Raw genomic sequence first — 16,895 nt, 5'->3', positions numbered from 1 at the left:
ATCAGATCGCCTTACCTACCCCGAACAATTACTGGCGAGGGCGATTAAGACCGGCGCGAACTAGCCCGGCATGTAAACGAATTGAGAGCGATGCGATCTGCTTCTGAACTTCTTCAGCGCGCGCCTTTGAGTCTGAAGACTTCTGGCGGTTAATCGGAGTGATCACTTGTTCGATCAAGCCGATCTCGCGATCTGCGGCAGATTTGAATGAACGCAGGTGGCGCGCTTCGATTCCAAATCCAGCCATCTCAGCCACTGCCTTGGCAACAGCTAGCGCATCGGCATCGTAATGACGACCGCGTAGCGCGATGAATCCGTATGACTCGAGTTCTACTAGCTGATCATCAACTAGGCCGCTTGCCTTAAGCAACTCTTCACGAGAAAGACGTAGGTCTGAAGATGCACCGAATGATTCAGGTGATGCTGAGTTATCAACGGTTGTAAGAGTTGGACGAGGGGATGCAACTCCTCCAGCAGGAGCAGGATCAAGTCCACGGTCAAGGGCTTCTAAATTCTCTTTTATAACGCGTAGTGGAAGGTACTGATCGCGCTGCAAGAGAAGCACATAACGAAGACGATCCAGGTCTGCAGCAGTGAATTTGCGGTATCCCGAAGGCGTTCTCTGGGGTTCGATCAAGCCTTCAGATTCAAGGAAGCGGATCTTAGAGATCGTTATATCCGGAAAATCTCCACGGAGCTTTGTTAGAACTTCCCCGATACTCAAATACGCGCGTGCTGGAACGCTCACGTTAATCTCCCCTACTGCTAGTTAAGCGGTTGATAAATTCTCTTTAAAACTTTTCTTTTTTAGCTTTCTTACTACTTACTTTTATTTGGCGCCACGAAGAGCATATGAAATTTACCGATCTGGATCTCATCACCTGTAGTTAAGGGTGAGTTAAGAACCGACTGATTGTTTAGATATGTTCCGTTGAGGCTTCCCTGATCTTTGATGCTGAATTTCTGCTCATCTTTAACAATAACCGCATGCTTTCTTGAGACCGTTACATCGTCTAAGAAGATCGGTGAATCAACTGATCGACCAATTGCAACTTCACCGCTATCGATTAGAAATCTCGCGCCCTTTGACGGACCGCGATGGATGACGACCATCGCTCGGTCTGCTGGACCTTCGATGATTGCTGTAATTGCTAAGCGGTCTGCATCGCTGGCAGATGAGAGAAGGGCGTTAAGAGCGCTCTCCGGGGAACCATCTACGACCGAGCGGAGTCCGAGGTGGAGGGTGCTTGTGAGTTCGCCGTTGCTATCTGGTTTATTCATATCGCTCCCCCTTCACTTTGCTTTCCTTGAGGTTCAACTTCAACCTGAGGCTGACCTTAGGGTGAGAAAAGAAAGAAATCAAGCGGTAAAAAGTACGAAAAATTCCCGATTTCTATGCGGTGATTTGACGATAATCATCGGCAGAGAGTAAGCCGGCTGGAGGAGCCGCTACTTCAATCTCGGCCAACCAACCTGCACCGTAAGGATCTGAGTTGATCGTCTCTGGCGCGTTATTGAGCGCTTCGTTGATCGCAACGATCTTTCCTGAAACTGGGGCGAAGATTTCAGAGACGCTCTTCGTAGATTCAACTTCACCGCAAACTTTATCTGCAACAACGCTCTCGCCAACCTTAGGCAACTGCACATAGACGATGTCACCGAGCGCGCCTTGAGCATAATCAGTAATTCCCATACGGAATGTATTGCCCGTCGCCAAAACCCATTCGTGCTCTTTTGTGTATTGCAAGTTATCTGGAATAGATGACACTAGAACTCCCCCTGATTGATGGGAGAAAACTATCGCGATTTACGAAGAGATGTAACCGCAGAGCCGAGATAAGTAACACCCGTAAAGAGGTAGAGAGCAATGCCCCAGATCGCAAAGCTCCAACCGAAGATATAGGCGAGAGTTCCATACCAATTTGGATTTAGCGCGAGTAAGAGAAATGGAAATGCATAGAGCAGGTTGAAGGTTGCCGCTTTCCCGAGGTAAGTAACCTTAAGCGGAGGTAGAGACTTTGCAGTCAGCGCCAAAGTTGCAACCGCCAGGACCAAGTCACGTACAACTAGAACAACGATCACCCACAACGGAATCGCATCGCGCAGGTAGAGAACGATGAGAGTTGCAACGATATATAAACGATCAATTGCGGGATCTGCTAATTCACCAAAGCGCGATTCTTGGCCCCAAGCACGGGCGATCTTGCCGTCGAAGTAATCGGTGGCTCCCCCAATAGCCAAGGTCAGAATCGCCCAACCATCTGCCTCAAGTGAGATAGCTAGGTAGATAAAGAGTGGAATCCCGAGGGCGCGCAGAAAGGTGAGCGCATTTGGAACGGTGACTAGGGAAAGCTTCTTCATAATCGTCATTAATCGCGCTCTTTTACTCGAATCGCGACCATCACCGGCGTGCCTGGGAAGCCGAACTCTTCACGCAGGCGACGCTCGATAAAGCGGCGATAAGAAGGCTCGATCCATCCGCTGGAGAAGATAACGAACTTCGGTGGCGCGATACCCGCTTGGGTTGCGTAGTAAATCTTTGGTTGCTTTCCACCGCGAACTGGCGGCGGAGTCGCACCGATAAGGGCGCCCAAGAACGAGTTGAGTTTTGCGGTTGGAACGCGACGTTCCCAACTATCGATCGCGGTGCGAAGCGCTGGCGCTAAACGATCACGGTGCCAACCGGTCTTGGCGGCAACATTTACTCGCTGCGCCCATTCGACTTGATCCAGGTGGCGATCGATCTCTTTATCTAACTGATCGCGGCGGTCTTCATCGACGAGATCCCATTTATTCATCACGATCACCATCGCCTTGCCCGCTTCTTCAACCATGGTGATGACGCGTAGATCCTGCTCAGAAATTGGCAGCGAAGCATCTAGAACAACTACCGCACATTCACAACGTTCCAGAGCGCTCTGGGTGCGAAGCGTTGCGTAATAGTCAGTGCCGCTGGCTTGGTTAGCGCGCTTGCGCAAACCTGCAGTATCGATAAAGCGCCAGATCGATCCCCCGAATTCAATTAACTCATCTACTGGATCACGAGTTGTTCCAGCGACTTCATCAACGATCGAACGATTTTCCCCCGCAAGCGCATTTAACAAACTTGATTTACCAACATTTGGTCGACCAATCAGAGCGATTTTGCGATAGCCATCCTGAGTTTGCGCACCGCCAACTTCGGGCATCTCGCGCACGATGTAATCAAGAAGATCTCCGCTACCACGACCATGGAGTGCAGATACGAATCGAGGTTCACCAAGACCAAGGTTCCAGAGCGCGTGTGCATCCGCCTCATCTACATCGCTATCTACTTTATTTGCGATAAGAACCATTGGTTTCTTAATTTTGCGAAGCTCCTGAACCAAAATGTCGTCTTCATCTAGTGCGCCAACGTGTGCATCAACTACAAATGCAAGAACATCCGCCTCTTGCATCGCAAGTTCTGCAGATGCGCTAACTTGCACAGAAATTCCATCCGGCTTTGATTCCCAACCGCCAGTATCCATAATTATGAAACGACGTCCGCCCCATTCGCATTCGTATTGAACACGATCGCGTGTAACACCGGGAGTATCTTCAACAATCGCTTCGCGACGTCCAATAAAACGGTTGATCAAAGTTGATTTACCAACGTTAGGTCGACCTAAAATTGCAACGATTGGAAGACCGAGCAGGGAACGCTCTTTCAATAACTCCCAGACGCGTTCTACCGTTTCTTCTAAATCCAGTTCTGTAGAGTCAATTAAAACTGCGTCAGATGCTTTAGCTAAAGGAGATACTGCGCGATTCGAATCAATTTCATCGCGTTGGTTTAGTGATTCCGAGACGCTGGAAACCGGTGCGGCTATTTCGCTAGACCTTCTTGCGGCGCGAGCGGCGATATCTGCTTGTAGATAAATCTTCAACGGTGCATCTGGTGCAACAACGGTTCCGATATCGCGGCCTTCAACAACGATTCCGCGCTCTGCGCTATTTATCAATCTGCGTTGTAAAGATAGAAGTGTGGCGCGAATTTCTGGCAGTGCGCTAATTGCACTTACGCTCTCAGTGACTTTCTCACTTCTAATATCTGTTGACACATCTACATCACCAACAAAAACCTTTGGGTCTTTTGGATCTGCGATGAAGTGAATTGTGTTATCGCTAAGCGCAGCGAGAATATCTTCTGCAGAGCTAATATTTTCTCTTAGCGCTAACCATGCGACCGCACGGTACAAAGCGCCAGTATCTAAATAATTCCAACCTGCTCGTTGTGCAACAAGTTTTGATGTGCTGGACTTTCCCGCGCCGCTTGGTCCATCGATGGCTACAACGATCATTTCTACTTACATCCCATCATTGCCCTGCGCGGTGTACTGCATTGAAAACTAATAGTGATAGTTACTAACCACTAGTCTATCTTGGAGCGTGAACGTTCCATCCCGACTCTTCGAGATGTTTCTGCAAGATGGAAGCATCACTAGCCGATAGAGCAAGAGTTATTAAGCCCGTGAACTGACCAGGTGAGTGCTCGATTGTTAAATCTTCAACGTTTACCGAAGCTTTTGCGCACTCATCAAATAACGCTGCAAGTTGTCCCGGCTTATCTTCGATAACCACTGGCAACTGTGTGTATTCGCGAGCCTTTCCACCATGTTTGCCTGGGATCTTTGAGCGACCTTCGTTACCGGCTGCGATAAATGAACCAACTTTCACAGGATCATCGAGCGATTGAATGAGGGATCCAAGATCGTTTTGTAGATTTATTAATAGCGGTAAAATTTCTTGCGCGTTGCTGGAGATGATTTCTTGCCATAGCTCTGGATCCGAGGCAGCGATCCGCGTTGTATCGCGAAGACCAGCGCCTGCAAGATCTAAATCTTCGCTCTTAGCCCCCTTGAGTTGGGCGGCCAGAAGAGAGGCAACGATCTGTGGCAGATGCGAAACAAGTGCCACCGCAGAATCATGGCGGGAGGCTGACTTAGATATTGGCGTAGCTCCTAAAGAGTTGATCAACCAGAGACCGGTCTCCAGGACATCTGAGTCAACCTGCGCTCCATCCGCAAAGGTTGGGCAGTAGATCCAGGTGCGACCTTCGAATAAATCGGCGCGAGCACTGGCTGCTCCCCCGACTTCACGACCAGCCATTGGGTGTGTGGCGAGGAAGCGCGATGAACCACCGCTAATTCTTGATACCTCCACTTGAGGTTTAGTTTTAACGCTAGCAATATCTATAAATTTAGATCCTGGGTTGAGTGCAAATTCTCGTTCTAAGGTCTCAGCGAGTGCGCTGGCAGGGATTGCGAAGAGGATTACCTCTGGCGCTCCTGATATCTCTGAGGCGATCAGATCTTGTGCTAATTTCTGGGCCTTTTGATCCAGGTCGAGCATCTCTACTTGAACTCCGCGGGCAGCTAGAGCCAAGCCGATCGAAGTTCCGATCAGACCAGACCCGATAATCCGGATTGAGGAAAAGGCTTTACCTTCGCTAGTTGCCATCAGTGGAGCGCCCTACTGAGCTATATCTCGGCGTAAAACCTTTGCTCCGCCTAGGTAGATATGGTTGATTTCTGACTTTTTTAGCCCACTTTCAACGTGAGCCATGATGCGGATGGTGCGCTCGAGCGAGCCTGGAACCCCAATTTCGACCGCACAGATGAGCGGGACATCGGTAAATCCAAGCTCACGAGCTGAGCTTGCTGGAAAAGCTGCATTTAGGTCAGGGCTAACCGTGAAGATCACCGAGATGAAGTCTTCGGCGGTAAGGGTGTTGGCGCTGAGCATCTCTGCCAAGAGTTCTTTGGTGGCAGCGTCTATCGCCTCGGCGGTATTGGCCTCTGCCTGAACCGCTCCGCGTATCGCTCTAACCGTAGACATTGGCCAATAGTACCCGCAGAAAGTTCAACAGGTCGTTATATATATCGCGTTTTATCGATATATCTAGTAAACGCTTTTACGATATTCGTTCTCGCGCTCTTCGGTTAGATCCTCGCGCTAGCTGCACCACCGGATTTCATTAATATCGATAAATCGTTATTAAGGGATTAAAATACCCCTTAATCCGCATTAAAATATCGATAAATAGTTAAAAAAGAGGACTCGAGCATTTATATAGATAAATAGTTTTATATCTTTGTAGGCAGACTATAGATAAAACCTTAAAGATCTAAAGCCTTTTGTAGGTTTGCTAATTCGCCCGCATTTAGATCTCGCCATCTTCCTTCAGGGGTATCCCCCAAGGAGATAGGTCCGAAGTTGGTTCGGATCAATCGCAGGACGGTGACATCGACTGCCTCCATTAGCCGGCGGATAATGTGGTACCTGCCTTCGTGGATTGTGACTTCTAGCCACTGGGGGCTCAACTGTTTAAATGAGAGAACCCGGCCAATTCCATCCTCAAGCTCGATTCCTTTCAAAAGGGTCTTCTCAGCCCCAACCGGGAGCTTTCCATCAAATTCGATAATGTAGGTCTTTTCCAGCCCAAAAGATGGGTGGGTAGCTCTAAAAGTTAAATCCCCATCATTGGTAAGCAGGATTAACCCTTCGGAGTCCTTATCAAGGCGTCCAACGTGGAAAAGGCGCTCTTTTCTGAGGTCAATAAAGTCGGCTAATGAGGGGCGACCTTCCGGGTCGAACATCGTAGACAGAACACCTTTTGGTTTATGAAGTACAAGATAAGACTTAGTCAAAGATCTCGTAATTGTCTCACCATCAACCATGACTTTTACCATTTGTGGGTCGAACTTGGCTCCGAGCTCACGACAGATGAATCCGTCCACGCTTACTCGACCATCCATGATCAACTCATCGGCTCCGCGACGGCTCGTGATTCCAGCGTCGGCGATTATTTTATTCAGGCGCATTTCGGCCATTTGGCTATCCATTCTCGACAGTCATTAGGGGCGCTCCCCCAGAAAGATGGCCTTCAACTGCTAGACCATCAAGGGGAAGTTGAGACGTCAGTCTACGCCAAAGCAGGTACAGGGGTCAAAGCAAAGGCCAGCCTGAGCGTAAAAGCAGCTTAGTCGGTGAGTGATTCCAAGATCTCATCAAGGCGATCGAGATCCGGCAGATAAGGAGCCAGTGCAGGTAGATCACCGAGTGAGTTAAGTCCAAGTCTTTCCAAGAAGTAGCTTGTGGTCTTATACAAGATCGCCCCAGTCTCAGGCTCTAGCCCTGCCTCCTCTACCAGCCCACGGGTCACCAAGGTCTTCATTACCGCTTCAACATTTACACCGCGAATGGCTGAGACGCGGGCGCGAGATACAGGCTGGCGGTAGGCGATGACAGCTAGGGTCTCCAGCGCTGCCTGAGTAAGGCGGTTCTGCTGGCCATCGAGAACAAACTTCTCCACCACCGCCGAACATTCTGGGTGGCTATAGAAGCGCCAACCCCCGTTGATCGCCTTCAGTGAGAAGCCACGACCTTCATATGAACCGGTTAGGTGTTCGAGCGCTTCAACGACCTCATCGACGGTACGTTCTAGAACTGAGGCCAGGGTTATCTCGGTAACTGGCTCATCTACGACCATCAGGATCGCCTCGATGGAACGCTCGAGTTCGGGATTAGACATTTTCTCCACCTTCTGTCTCATTTACTACGCTTAAATCTGGGGTTTCGTCCTCTGGTTCATCGCTGGCTTCGTCATCGAGCAGAGAGACCGGGATATCGAACTCATCTGAGGCGGCGACCTCGCCCTCATCTGAGCCGGTCCAGCTGATCTGGAGCTCACCGAGGGCAATTACCTGCTCAAAACGGAGCGCGCCTTGGCGATAGAGGTCGAGCAGGGCTAGGAACCTGGCGACGATGACTAGGGTCGAGTCGGCATCTGAGCAGAGGTTTCGGAAACTTAGAGTGCGGGACTTGCGAAGGGCCTCAACAACCAACTTGGACTCCTCAGCCACGCTCACCAGGCTGGTGTGGAGGTGTTCTACGGCAACCACTGGTGGGGTTTTAGGCGTGAGTACACGCTCAGCGATCGCTGCAAAGCGCGGTGCGCCTACCCCGATCAAGACCTCAGGCAGAAGCGCAGAAAGAGCGGGATCTAGGGCGACGACGCGGGCAAATGACTTATCAGCGGCTTCGATGCGAGCGGCGAAGGTCGCTGCGATCTCCTTAAAGGCGCGGTATTGGAGCAGGCGAGCAAAGAGGATGTCGCGGGCTTCGAGCAGGGCTAGGTCTTCTTCATCCTCGATCTCACCGCTAGGCAAGAGGCGAGCCGCCTTTAGATCAAGCAGGGTGGCAGCGATTACCAAGAATTCTGTGGCCTGGTCCAAGCGCCAGCCTTCACCGGAGGCCTCAAGGGCCCGGATAAAGGAGATAAATTCATCGGTAACGATGCTCAGCGAGACCTCGGTGATATCCATCTTGTGGCGCGAGATCAGCTGGAGCAGTAGATCAAACGGGCCATCAAAGTTATCTAGGTGGACGTTGAAAGGGGAACTCTCGATCGATACGTCAGAGCCCCCGCTCATATCCGCTGCTTTTATATCTGCAGGGCTTATCTCGATATCCACCTGCGAACCTTACTTCTTTACTTGCTCAAATCTGCGCATGGAGCGTAGAGTCGCGCCAACAGAAAGAGGTTTCTCGCTTGAACGCTAAATCGACATTTGATGATGATGTGGCAACTACCGCCACTCTTCTCGGGCGCGAACCCCAGAATTTCCGTGTTCCACCAGCACCAGTTGAGGGCCAGCCAGCCAAGATCATCTCGATCTTTAATCAAAAGGGCGGCGTAGGTAAGACAACTACAACTATCAATCTGGGTGCAGCCATTGCAGAACTTGGTCGCCGAGTCCTTCTCGTTGACTTCGACCCACAAGGCGGTTTATCTCTAGGTCTTGGAGTAAATGCACACGCACTTCCACTAGAGAACACTGTTTATTACGCGTTGATGACACCGGATGCGAATATCGATGAGATCGTTCTTAAATCATCTGTTGCAAATCTAGATTTCCTTCCTGCTAACCGCGATTTGGGTACCGCTGAAACAACGCTCGGTGCTGAAATCGGTGGGCAGCAGTATTTAAAGCGCGCACTTGGTCGCCTAAAGGATCGTTACGACGTTATCTTGATCGACTGCCAACCTACGATGGGCCAGTTAACGATCAACGCACTTGTTGCATCAGATGAAGTTATCGTTCCGCTGCAATGTGAATATTTCGCACTTCACGGATTTATTGAACTCAAGGGAAACATTGAGAAGGTTAAGAGCTTCCTTAACCCTGATCTAAATCTCATCGGAATCCTTGCGACGATGTACGAGAAGAAGACGCTTCACAACCGCGAAGTTTTAACTGCAATTTTAGAGAAGTATCCCGAAGATGTCTTCGAAACAATTATCGCGAAAACTATTCGCTTCTCTGAAACAACTGTTGCCGGTGAACCAATTACTAGTTATGCATCATCATCAGGGGGCGCTGCTTCTTATCGCAGATTAGCCCGTGAACTAATTGCCCGAGGAGGCGCACGATGACCCGTAGAGCAAGCTTGCCTGGAGCGGATGAACTCTTCCGCGCGAATACACCAGCACTTAGCGCAGTACGCCAAGTTGTTGAAGAGGCCCAAGAAGTAAGCAAGGCTATTGGCGTTGCTCCAACAAATCCGAAGACAAAAAAGGGCGTTCGTTCAACGCCACGTCGTCGCGTTACAACAGTTGATCGTTCACCATCTGGTCGCGAAAAGCATGATGAGAAAATTACTGTTTATCTTTCTCCAGATGAACTCTTTGATCTCGATCAAGCGCGCCTCACCTTGCGTGGTGACCTTGGTCTGGCAGTAGATCGTGGTCGCATTGTTCGTGAATCAATCGCGGTAATCGTTGCTGATCTTGAAGCTAAAGGCGATCAATCAATTCTTGCTCGTAGACTCCGCGGAATTTAATTAGCGCGCGGGTGCGCGGTTGCATAAGCTTCGCGCACTTTATCTATCGTGATCAGGGTATAAATCTGCGTCGTAGTTACAGATGCATGTCCCAGTAGCTCTTGCACCACGCGAATATCAGCGCCACCATCTAACAAATGTGTGGCGTAGGAATGTCTAAAGACGTGCGGTGAAACTTTGCCGGATAAGCCAGTTGAATCTGCAGCATCCGAAATCATCTGCCAAGCGCTCTGCCTGGATAGGCGGCTCCCCCGTTGATTTAAGAAAAGCGCGGTCTCAGCCCTGGCTGATTTACTTTTACTTAATAGGTTCGGTCTAATTCGGACTAAGTACTCATCAAGAGCAGTCTTTGCAAAACTTCCAAGGGGCACGATCCGCTCTTTTGATCCTTTACCTCTCAACTTCAGAGTTGTTATGGGATTGCCTTCCACATCACTCTGTGCAAAATCGTTGATATCGATTCCGACGATCTCACTTACACGTGCTCCCGTGCCATAGAGGAGTTCAATAATTGCGTGGTCACGAAGCGAAATTGGATCACCTTCACGCTTTGTCGAATCAATTAGTGAAGTTATCTCCTTGATGGTGAGCGCCTTAGGTAGGCGGCGCGGAACTTTTGAACTTAACACTGCGCTAACAGGATTATTTGTTGAAAACTCTTGCGCTAGATATTTGTAGAAACTCTTTAACGCCGAGATATTGCGATTGATGCTAGTAACTGCCCTTCCTAAACCCTTAAGCCAAACTTCGAAACTGATAATTTCATCTTCGCTCAAGCGTTCAAAATCCAACTTTTCTTTATCAAGAAAATCGGAGAATTTAGCGAGATCTCTTCTGTATGCCGAGATTGAGTTACTCGATAAACCACGTTCAATAGTTAAGTGATCGAGAAAGGATTGGAGCGCGTTATCAAACTTCATAACCGTGAGCCAGGGCTACTGCGTTATAGCGAATCTTTCCGGCATGAACATTTAGCCCACGATCGAGCGCTGGATCTTCCTCAATTGCCCGCTCCCAACCCTTATTTGCAATCGCTAGCGCGTAAGGCAGCGTCGCATTTGTTAGCGCATATGTTGAAGCAACTGGAACAGCACCTGGCATATTTGCCACGCAGTAAAAGACTGACCCATGAACGCTAAAAGTTGGTTCAGCATGAGTCGTTGGTTTGGAATCTTCGAAGCATCCACCTTGATCTATGGCGATATCAACTAATACGGAACCAGGTTTCATCTGCGCCACTTGGGCGTTAGTTACCAACTTTGGCGCCTTCGCGCCATGTACTAGCACTGCACCAACAACTAGATCAGCGTTCTTGATCTCACGATCGATGGCATGCAGAGTCGAAGCTAAAGTTTTGATTCGTCCGTTATAGAGCGAATCGATATAGGCCAATCGCGGAAGCGAACGATCGAGAACAGTTACATCAGCTCCCATGCCCATCGCAATAACTGCAGCGTTTAGTCCTGCTACTCCCCCGCCGATAACAACAACTTTTCCGGGGGCTACTCCGGGAACACCGCCTAATAGCACGCCACGTCCACCGTTTGGTTTCTGCAAGGCATACGCCCCAACTTGAACAGATAGACGTCCAGCAACTTCGCTCATCGGAGCAAGCAACGGCAACGTTCCATTAACTTCCACAGTTTCATAAGCGATAGCAGTGGTGCCACTCTTTAACAATGCGTCGGTGCAAGGCTTGCTCGCTGCTAAGTGCAGGTAGGTAAAGAGGATCTGACCTGAGCGAAGTCTCGGATATTCAACCTCTATCGGCTCTTTTACCTTCAAAATCAAATCTGATTCACTCCAGATTTTTTCAATATCTGCCTCGATGCGTGCACCCGCTGCAACGAAATCCGCATCGCTAATTGATGATCCAACTCCGGCGCCTTTTTCAACAACTACTTCGTGGCCACTGCGGGTAAATTCAAAAACGCCTTCGGGAGTTAGAGCGACCCTAGATTCGTGGACCTTAATCTCTTTAGGAACGCCAACTAACATTTTTAGCCTCTCGATTTAATCGCTGCCGCAATTAGACCAATAAATAGCGGATGAGGACGCGTAGGTCTAGAGCGCAACTCAGGGTGGGCTTGAGTTCCCACGTAGTAAGGATGTACCTCAGAAGGAAGTTCTACAAACTCCACGAGGTCGCGTTCCTTATACATTCCTGAGAAAGTAAGGCCAGCACTAGAAATCTGATCTCGATATTGATTATTTACTTCATAACGATGGCGATGGCGTTCGGAAATCTCTTCTGCACCATAAGTCTTTGCGACAATCGAACCTGGTTTTAGAGTTGCCGTGTAGAGACCAAGACGCATCGTGCCACCCATATCTGCTTGACCAGAAACTATCTCCTTCTGATCATCCATAGTTGCAATGACATGTGTGCCAGATTCTGGAGAAAATTCTGCAGAGTTAGCATCTTTAATTCCAGCTAAATTGCGCGCTGCTTCGATGACCATGCACTGCAAACCTAAGCAGAGTCCGAGAGTTGGAATCTTGTTTTCGCGAGCAAATTTAAGCGCGCCTAACTTGCCTTCGATTCCACGTACACCGAAACCTCCAGGAACGCAGATCGCATCTACTTCGCCAAGGGCCTTCTTCGCACCTTCTGGTGTTTCACAGTCATCGCTAGGTATCCAAATTATTGAAACCTTTGCATTATTCGCAAAACCACCAGCGCGCAGCGCTTCGGAAACAGAGAGATAAGCATCAGGTAGATCGATGTATTTTCCAACGAGAGCAACTTTTACTTGATGCTTTGGATGATGAACTTTTTCAAGTAAGTCATCCCATTCGCCCCATTGAACTTCATGTCCACCTAGAGATAAACGACGTACAACGTAAGCATCCAGCCCTTCAGAGAAGAGCACCTTTGGAATGTCATAGATAGATGGTGCATCTACCGCCGCGACGACCGCTTCTACATCAACGTCACACATAAGTGAAATCTTCTTCTTTATGCCGATTGGAATTTCACGATCAGAGCGAAGTACCACTGCATCGGGTGCGATACCGATACTGCGTAGTGCAGCAACTGAGTGTTGAGTTGGTTTCGTCTTTAACTCACCTGATGGACCGATATAAGGCACAAGTGAGATATGTAAGTAGAAGACGTTATCGCGTCCAACTTCTTGACGCATTTGACGTGCTGCTTCTAAGAATGGCTGGGATTCGATATCTCCTACTGTTCCGCCGATTTCAGTGATAACAACATCTACATCAGGAGATGACATGGCGTGCATACGTTCTTTAATCTCATTGGTGATATGGGGAATTACTTGAACCGTCTCACCTAGGTATTCACCACGTCGCTCGCGCGCAATAACGCGGGAGTAAATCTGACCTGTTGTTACATTCGCTGAGCCCTGCAAGTTGCGATCTAGAAAACGTTCGTAGTGGCCAATATCGAGATCTGTTTCAGCGCCATCATCGGTAACGAAAACTTCACCGTGCTGAAATGGGTTCATGGTGCCGGGGTCGACGTTTAGGTATGGATCAAGCTTCTCCATGGTTACGCGAATACCACGGGCAACTAATAGCCTGCCAAGACTTGAGGCGGTGAGCCCTTTACCGAGACTTGAAGCTACTCCACCGGTTACGAAAATATGTTTAGTCACATGCGCTTGGCCCATGGAAGACAAACTTATCACTACTTTCGGGCTTGGCCCCGCATCGCCAGTAGCTCGGCGGCGTGTTCGCGCGCACTTGTCGACTCTTCAAGACCTGCGAGCATTCTTGCTATCTCTTCAACGCGGGATGCGGCATCTAAAGCCTGAACATCTGAGGCGGTTACAGTTCCATCGCTACTCTTCTTAACAACGAAGTGGCTATCGGCCCAAGCTGCAACCTGTGGCAGATGTGTGACAACGATAACTTGTGTGTGTTGTGCAAGAGCAGCGAGTCTGCGACCGACTTCGATCGCCGCTTTACCGCCAACGCCTGCATCGACTTCATCGAAGATATAAGTACCAACCGGATGTGTTGCAGCAAGGACAACTTCTAGGGCCAACATAATGCGTGACATTTCGCCGCCGCTTGCGCCCTTGCCCAGTGCAATTAGCGGACCATCTTTATGGCCTTGGATCTGCATTGAAACTTCATCACAACCAAGTAGCGTGAAATCAGATTCCCTGAGTGCGCCTTTGTAATCTGGTGAGTTAACAGAAACTGAATATTGAGTGTGCGGCATCGAAAGTTGATGAATTTCTTCGGAGACTGCTTGCGAAAGTTTGCTTGCCCCCGCAGCGCGAACTTGGGTCAACTTCTCTGCCGCCGACAAGAGTTTCTTCTTGATATCGCCAAGTTCCTTATCTAACTCCGCGATACGTTCATCGCCACCCGTTAGATCCTCGATCTCAATCTTTGCGTTCTTTGCCTTAGCCGCTAGTTGAACTAAATCTTCGTCGGGATCGGCTGAAGAGCCCCACTTCTTTAGGAAGGCTGCAAGTTCAGCTTTACGAGCCTGCAATGTGTCGAGTTGCCCGGGGTCTGCTTCAAGTGATGCGAGATAAGAAGATAGGTCACGTGCTGCATCATCAATTAGGAAGAAGCCTTCTGCGATACGAGATGCAATCTCATCCAACTTTCCATCTTTACCTTTCGCGACATCTAGGAAACGACGTGCTGCACCCAGTGAAGTTAGCGAACCTTCTTCTTCATTTGCTATGGCTTGGCTTGCGCCATCTGTTGCAACTCTCAGATCCTCAACGCTAGAAAGACGAGAAATTTGATCGTTCGTTGAGGCTACTTCACCACGTACCGCTTTGAGCTTTACCCAGGCTGATGAGAATTCCTGCAACTCTGCTATCTGAGAATCGCGCTTACTAACGCTCTCGCGCATCGCTTTAATGCGCGCCTTTAGATCGTTATATTCGTTGAAAGTTAACTGATAGCGCTGAAGTGCCTTGGAAAGATCGCTACCAATAAATCGATCAAGTAGTTCACGCTGTCTTGCTGGCTTAACAATTTGATGATTCGCCGCTTGTCCATGAATCTCAACTAAATGATCGGCAAGTGAGGAAAGCGTTGCTGCTGGAACGTTTGCACCACCAGCAACTGCCTTGCTTTTTCCATCGGCATTTACAGTACGAGTTAAAATCAGGGTTCCATCTTCAACATCGGCGCCGGACTCGATTGCGATTTCGGCGATTGTCTTATTAACGGAGAACCGCGCTGAGGCCAATAACCGTTCACTACCGTGACGTACTAACGAGCTATCGCTCTTTCCGCCAAGAACTAATTGAAGAGCGGTGAGAATCATTGTCTTTCCAGCGCCAGTTTCGCCAGTTAAAACATTTAAACCGGGGCTTAATTCAAGTGAAGATTGATCGATAACGCCGATCGAGCGAATTGAGATTTCCTCTAGATGAGAACGATCACTCACCGCGCCAACCTTCAATGGGAAGTTTAAATTTAGCCACCAATCGATCAGTAAAGAGCGTTGGTTTGATATGTGAAAGCTTGATCACCGATGAATCACGAGTAATCAAGATGCGATCCGACAATTGGAGAGGAAATTTACGTAGCGAATCCGATGATAGAAGCGCATCGCTGGATTCGATATCTACGATAATTTCAGATTTTGGTGAAACAACCATTGGACGAGAAAAGAGGGCGTGCGCTGAAATTGGTAGAAGTACGAGCGCATCGATTTCGGGCCAAAGAACTGGACCGCCTGCGCTAAATGCATATGCAGTTGAACCAGTTGGCGTTGAGCAGATGAGTCCATCGCAGCCCCAGCGAGAGAGCGGGCGTCCATCGATCTGCACAAAGAGTTCAACCATCGTTGTTCCGTTGCGTTCGACGGTAACTTCGTTAAGCGCCCAACCTGTATCTACAACTTTTCCGGCTCGCTCTACCGAATACTTTAAAACCATGCGGTTTTCAGTTACATAATCTTTGGCGATAACGCTTGCTGCAATCTCAGAGAGCGCAGGTTTTTCAACTTCTGCCATAAATCCAACATGGCCAAGGTTGATGCCAAGAATTGGAATATCTTGGCGGCGCGCGATTTCAGAACCACGAAGGATCGTGCCATCTCCCCCGAGAACTAGAACAACTTCAGCCTTTGGAAGATCTTCAGCTGGATGTTGAGAAATTCCAAGGATCGAAATTTCTGATGGAGTTGAAAGTGTGAAGCCATCTTTAAGAAGGATTTGTGAGATCTCTTTTGTTGCAGCCACTGCTTCTGCGCGCGATGCGTTGACGACAAATATTGCGTGACGTGACATTAGGCAGGTCCCATCGCAATCGCTTGATCGACAGAGGCTTTATCAATTGCTGGTGCTCCGCGACGCAGCCATAAGAAGTATTCAACGTTTCCGGCAGGACCTGGAAGTGGTGAAGCGGCAATTCCCATGGTGCCTAGGCCAACGTCATAAGCAGATTCAGCTACATCTAGCACGGCAGCCTTACGAAGTTCAGGGTCGCGTACCACGCCACCCGCACCTAACTTTTCGCGTCCAACTTCAAATTGTGGCTTAACCATTAAAACAAAATCAGCGTTCGGTTTCGAAACTGCAGCGAGTGCAGGAAGTACTAGCGAGAGTGAGATAAAGGAGAGATCTGCAACGACCAAATCGATTTCTTCACCGACCATATCGCCGGTTAGATGGCGGATATTTGTGCGATCCAGGATCTTCACGCGAGGATCTTGGCGAAGTTCCCAAGCCAACTGCCCGTATCCAACATCTACTGCAACGACCAACTTTGCGCCTTGGCGTAGAAGTACATCGGTGAAACCACCAGTGGACGCACCCGCATCGAGACAATTCTTTCCTTCTACAACAACGTCCTTAAAAACTTCTAAAGCCCCCGCCAATTTATGACCTCCACGAGAAACAAAGTCATCACGGTCGCCTTGAATTGTTATCGAAGTTTCGGCATCTACCTGTGTTGCCGGCTTTGTTGCTGGGATTCCTCCAACTAATACCGAACGAGATTCGATTAGATCGGCTGCGTGCTCGCGTGAGCGAGCTAGTTCGCGACGAACCAGTTCAGCATCTAAGCGAGTCTTCATCTCATTT

18 protein-coding genes are annotated in these 16,895 nt (G+C 49.1%); 2 read left to right on the top strand and 16 right to left on the bottom strand.

Features of this window, described 5'->3' with window-relative positions:
• Positions 1-28 precede the first annotated feature (28 nt).
• The 10 genes from ftsR to A1sIIB60_RS03325 all read right to left on the bottom strand — a co-directional run bounded on the left by ftsR (position 29) and on the right by A1sIIB60_RS03325 (position 8,456).
• Positions 29-748, bottom strand: a complete 720-nt coding sequence (gene ftsR, locus A1sIIB60_RS03370; RefSeq protein ID WP_095689126.1) for a transcriptional regulator FtsR — start codon at positions 746-748, stop codon at positions 29-31.
• A gap of 71 nt (positions 749-819) precedes the next feature.
• Positions 820-1,281, bottom strand: a complete 462-nt coding sequence (locus tag A1sIIB60_RS03365) for an FHA domain-containing protein (protein ID WP_095689125.1) — start codon at positions 1,279-1,281, stop codon at positions 820-822.
• Between the two features lie 112 nt (positions 1,282-1,393).
• Entirely contained in the window at positions 1,394-1,768 is a 375-nt protein-coding gene (gene gcvH, locus A1sIIB60_RS03360; RefSeq protein ID WP_095689124.1) for a glycine cleavage system protein GcvH, read from the bottom strand.
• A 29-nt stretch (positions 1,769-1,797) separates the two neighbouring features.
• Positions 1,798-2,370, bottom strand: coding sequence for a CDP-alcohol phosphatidyltransferase family protein (locus tag A1sIIB60_RS03355; RefSeq protein ID WP_223298730.1), 573 nt, complete (start codon positions 2,368-2,370; stop codon positions 1,798-1,800).
• Entirely contained in the window at positions 2,370-4,322 is a 1,953-nt protein-coding gene (gene der / locus A1sIIB60_RS03350; protein ID WP_095689123.1) for a ribosome biogenesis GTPase Der, read from the bottom strand. Before der ends, A1sIIB60_RS03355 begins: the two co-directional genes overlap by 1 nt.
• Positions 4,323-4,398: 76 nt before the next feature.
• Positions 4,399-5,481, bottom strand: coding sequence for a prephenate dehydrogenase (locus A1sIIB60_RS03345; protein WP_095689122.1), 1,083 nt, complete (start codon positions 5,479-5,481; stop codon positions 4,399-4,401).
• Positions 5,482-5,493: 12 nt separating this feature from the next.
• Positions 5,494-5,859: a chorismate mutase gene (gene aroH, locus A1sIIB60_RS03340; protein ID WP_095689121.1), complete on the bottom strand. Its 366-nt coding sequence runs from the start codon at positions 5,857-5,859 to the stop codon at positions 5,494-5,496.
• A 281-nt stretch (positions 5,860-6,140) separates the two neighbouring features.
• Positions 6,141-6,854 carry a pseudouridine synthase gene (locus A1sIIB60_RS03335; RefSeq protein ID WP_095689120.1) on the bottom strand — a complete coding sequence of 238 codons (714 nt, stop codon included), beginning with the start codon at positions 6,852-6,854 and terminating at the stop codon, positions 6,141-6,143.
• A 149-nt stretch (positions 6,855-7,003) separates the two neighbouring features.
• Positions 7,004-7,555: an SMC-Scp complex subunit ScpB gene (gene scpB / locus A1sIIB60_RS03330; protein WP_095689119.1), complete on the bottom strand. Its 552-nt coding sequence runs from the start codon at positions 7,553-7,555 to the stop codon at positions 7,004-7,006.
• Positions 7,548-8,456: a segregation and condensation protein A gene (locus tag A1sIIB60_RS03325; protein WP_095689621.1), complete on the bottom strand. Its 909-nt coding sequence runs from the start codon at positions 8,454-8,456 to the stop codon at positions 7,548-7,550. The genes scpB and A1sIIB60_RS03325 overlap by 8 nt, the downstream gene beginning before the upstream one ends.
• Before the next feature lie 119 nt (positions 8,457-8,575).
• Here A1sIIB60_RS03325 and A1sIIB60_RS03320 point away from each other — a divergent pair, with 119 nt between their 5' ends.
• Entirely contained in the window at positions 8,576-9,460 is an 885-nt protein-coding gene (locus A1sIIB60_RS03320) for a ParA family protein (RefSeq protein WP_095689118.1), read from the top strand.
• Complete coding sequence (locus tag A1sIIB60_RS03315) at positions 9,457-9,867, top strand: hypothetical protein (protein WP_095671083.1); 411 nt, start codon at positions 9,457-9,459, stop codon at positions 9,865-9,867. Before A1sIIB60_RS03320 ends, A1sIIB60_RS03315 begins: the two co-directional genes overlap by 4 nt.
• Here the strand turns inward: A1sIIB60_RS03315 and A1sIIB60_RS03310 are convergent.
• Genes A1sIIB60_RS03310 through A1sIIB60_RS03285 form a run of 6 tightly spaced genes read right to left on the bottom strand, consistent with a single transcriptional unit; the run spans position 9,864 to position 16,888 of the window.
• The gene (locus A1sIIB60_RS03310) at positions 9,864-10,787 is read right to left on the bottom strand and encodes a site-specific tyrosine recombinase XerD (RefSeq protein ID WP_095689117.1); all 924 of its coding nucleotides are present in this window, start codon (positions 10,785-10,787) and stop codon (positions 9,864-9,866) included. The two genes, A1sIIB60_RS03315 and A1sIIB60_RS03310, sit on opposite strands and share 4 nt — an antisense overlap.
• Entirely contained in the window at positions 10,777-11,865 is a 1,089-nt protein-coding gene (gene ald, locus A1sIIB60_RS03305) for an alanine dehydrogenase (protein WP_095689116.1), read from the bottom strand. Before ald ends, A1sIIB60_RS03310 begins: the two co-directional genes overlap by 11 nt.
• 2 nt (positions 11,866-11,867) lie before the next feature.
• Positions 11,868-13,502: a CTP synthase gene (locus A1sIIB60_RS03300; RefSeq protein ID WP_095689115.1), complete on the bottom strand. Its 1,635-nt coding sequence runs from the start codon at positions 13,500-13,502 to the stop codon at positions 11,868-11,870.
• A gap of 17 nt (positions 13,503-13,519) precedes the next feature.
• Complete coding sequence (recN, locus tag A1sIIB60_RS03295) at positions 13,520-15,253, bottom strand: DNA repair protein RecN (protein WP_095677317.1); 1,734 nt, start codon at positions 15,251-15,253, stop codon at positions 13,520-13,522.
• On the bottom strand, positions 15,246-16,100 hold the full coding sequence (locus A1sIIB60_RS03290) for an NAD kinase (RefSeq protein ID WP_095677316.1): 855 nt from the start codon (positions 16,098-16,100) through the stop codon (positions 15,246-15,248). Before A1sIIB60_RS03290 ends, recN begins: the two co-directional genes overlap by 8 nt.
• The gene (locus A1sIIB60_RS03285; protein ID WP_095689114.1) at positions 16,100-16,888 is read right to left on the bottom strand and encodes a TlyA family RNA methyltransferase; all 789 of its coding nucleotides are present in this window, start codon (positions 16,886-16,888) and stop codon (positions 16,100-16,102) included. Before A1sIIB60_RS03285 ends, A1sIIB60_RS03290 begins: the two co-directional genes overlap by 1 nt.
• Positions 16,889-16,895 lie beyond the last annotated feature (7 nt).

The organism is Candidatus Planktophila lacus (assembly GCF_002288385.1).
Classification (GTDB): Bacteria; Actinomycetota; Actinomycetes; order Nanopelagicales; family Nanopelagicaceae; genus Planktophila; species Planktophila lacus_D.
The sequence above is the reverse complement of the archived record's forward strand: the minus strand, read 5'-3'. Positions and strand labels throughout refer to the sequence as shown.

Bases quoted from the DNA above. Each gene is read 5' to 3' on its own strand.
- A1sIIB60_RS03365 (WP_095689125.1), bottom strand. From the start codon at position 1,281: ATGAATAAACCAGATAGCAACGGCGAACTCACAAGCACCCTCCACCTC.
- A1sIIB60_RS03315 (WP_095671083.1), top strand. From the start codon at position 9,457: ATGACCCGTAGAGCAAGCTTGCCTGGAGCGGATGAACTCTTCCGCGCG.
- A1sIIB60_RS03325 (WP_095689621.1), bottom strand. From the start codon at position 8,456: ATGAGCGGGGGCTCTGACGTATCGATCGAGAGTTCCCCTTTCAACGTC.
- A1sIIB60_RS03300 (WP_095689115.1), bottom strand. From the start codon at position 13,502: ATGGGCCAAGCGCATGTGACTAAACATATTTTCGTAACCGGTGGAGTA.
- scpB (WP_095689119.1), bottom strand. From the start codon at position 7,555: ATGTCTAATCCCGAACTCGAGCGTTCCATCGAGGCGATCCTGATGGTC.
- aroH (WP_095689121.1), bottom strand. From the start codon at position 5,859: ATGTCTACGGTTAGAGCGATACGCGGAGCGGTTCAGGCAGAGGCCAAT.
- der (WP_095689123.1), bottom strand. From the start codon at position 4,322: ATGATCGTTGTAGCCATCGATGGACCAAGCGGCGCGGGAAAGTCCAGC.
- A1sIIB60_RS03285 (WP_095689114.1), bottom strand. From the start codon at position 16,888: ATGAAGACTCGCTTAGATGCTGAACTGGTTCGTCGCGAACTAGCTCGC.
- A1sIIB60_RS03345 (WP_095689122.1), bottom strand. From the start codon at position 5,481: ATGGCAACTAGCGAAGGTAAAGCCTTTTCCTCAATCCGGATTATCGGG.
- A1sIIB60_RS03355 (WP_223298730.1), bottom strand. From the start codon at position 2,370: ATGACGATTATGAAGAAGCTTTCCCTAGTCACCGTTCCAAATGCGCTC.
- A1sIIB60_RS03290 (WP_095677316.1), bottom strand. From the start codon at position 16,100: ATGTCACGTCACGCAATATTTGTCGTCAACGCATCGCGCGCAGAAGCA.
- A1sIIB60_RS03335 (WP_095689120.1), bottom strand. From the start codon at position 6,854: ATGGCCGAAATGCGCCTGAATAAAATAATCGCCGACGCTGGAATCACG.
- ald (WP_095689116.1), bottom strand. From the start codon at position 11,865: ATGTTAGTTGGCGTTCCTAAAGAGATTAAGGTCCACGAATCTAGGGTC.
- A1sIIB60_RS03310 (WP_095689117.1), bottom strand. From the start codon at position 10,787: ATGAAGTTTGATAACGCGCTCCAATCCTTTCTCGATCACTTAACTATT.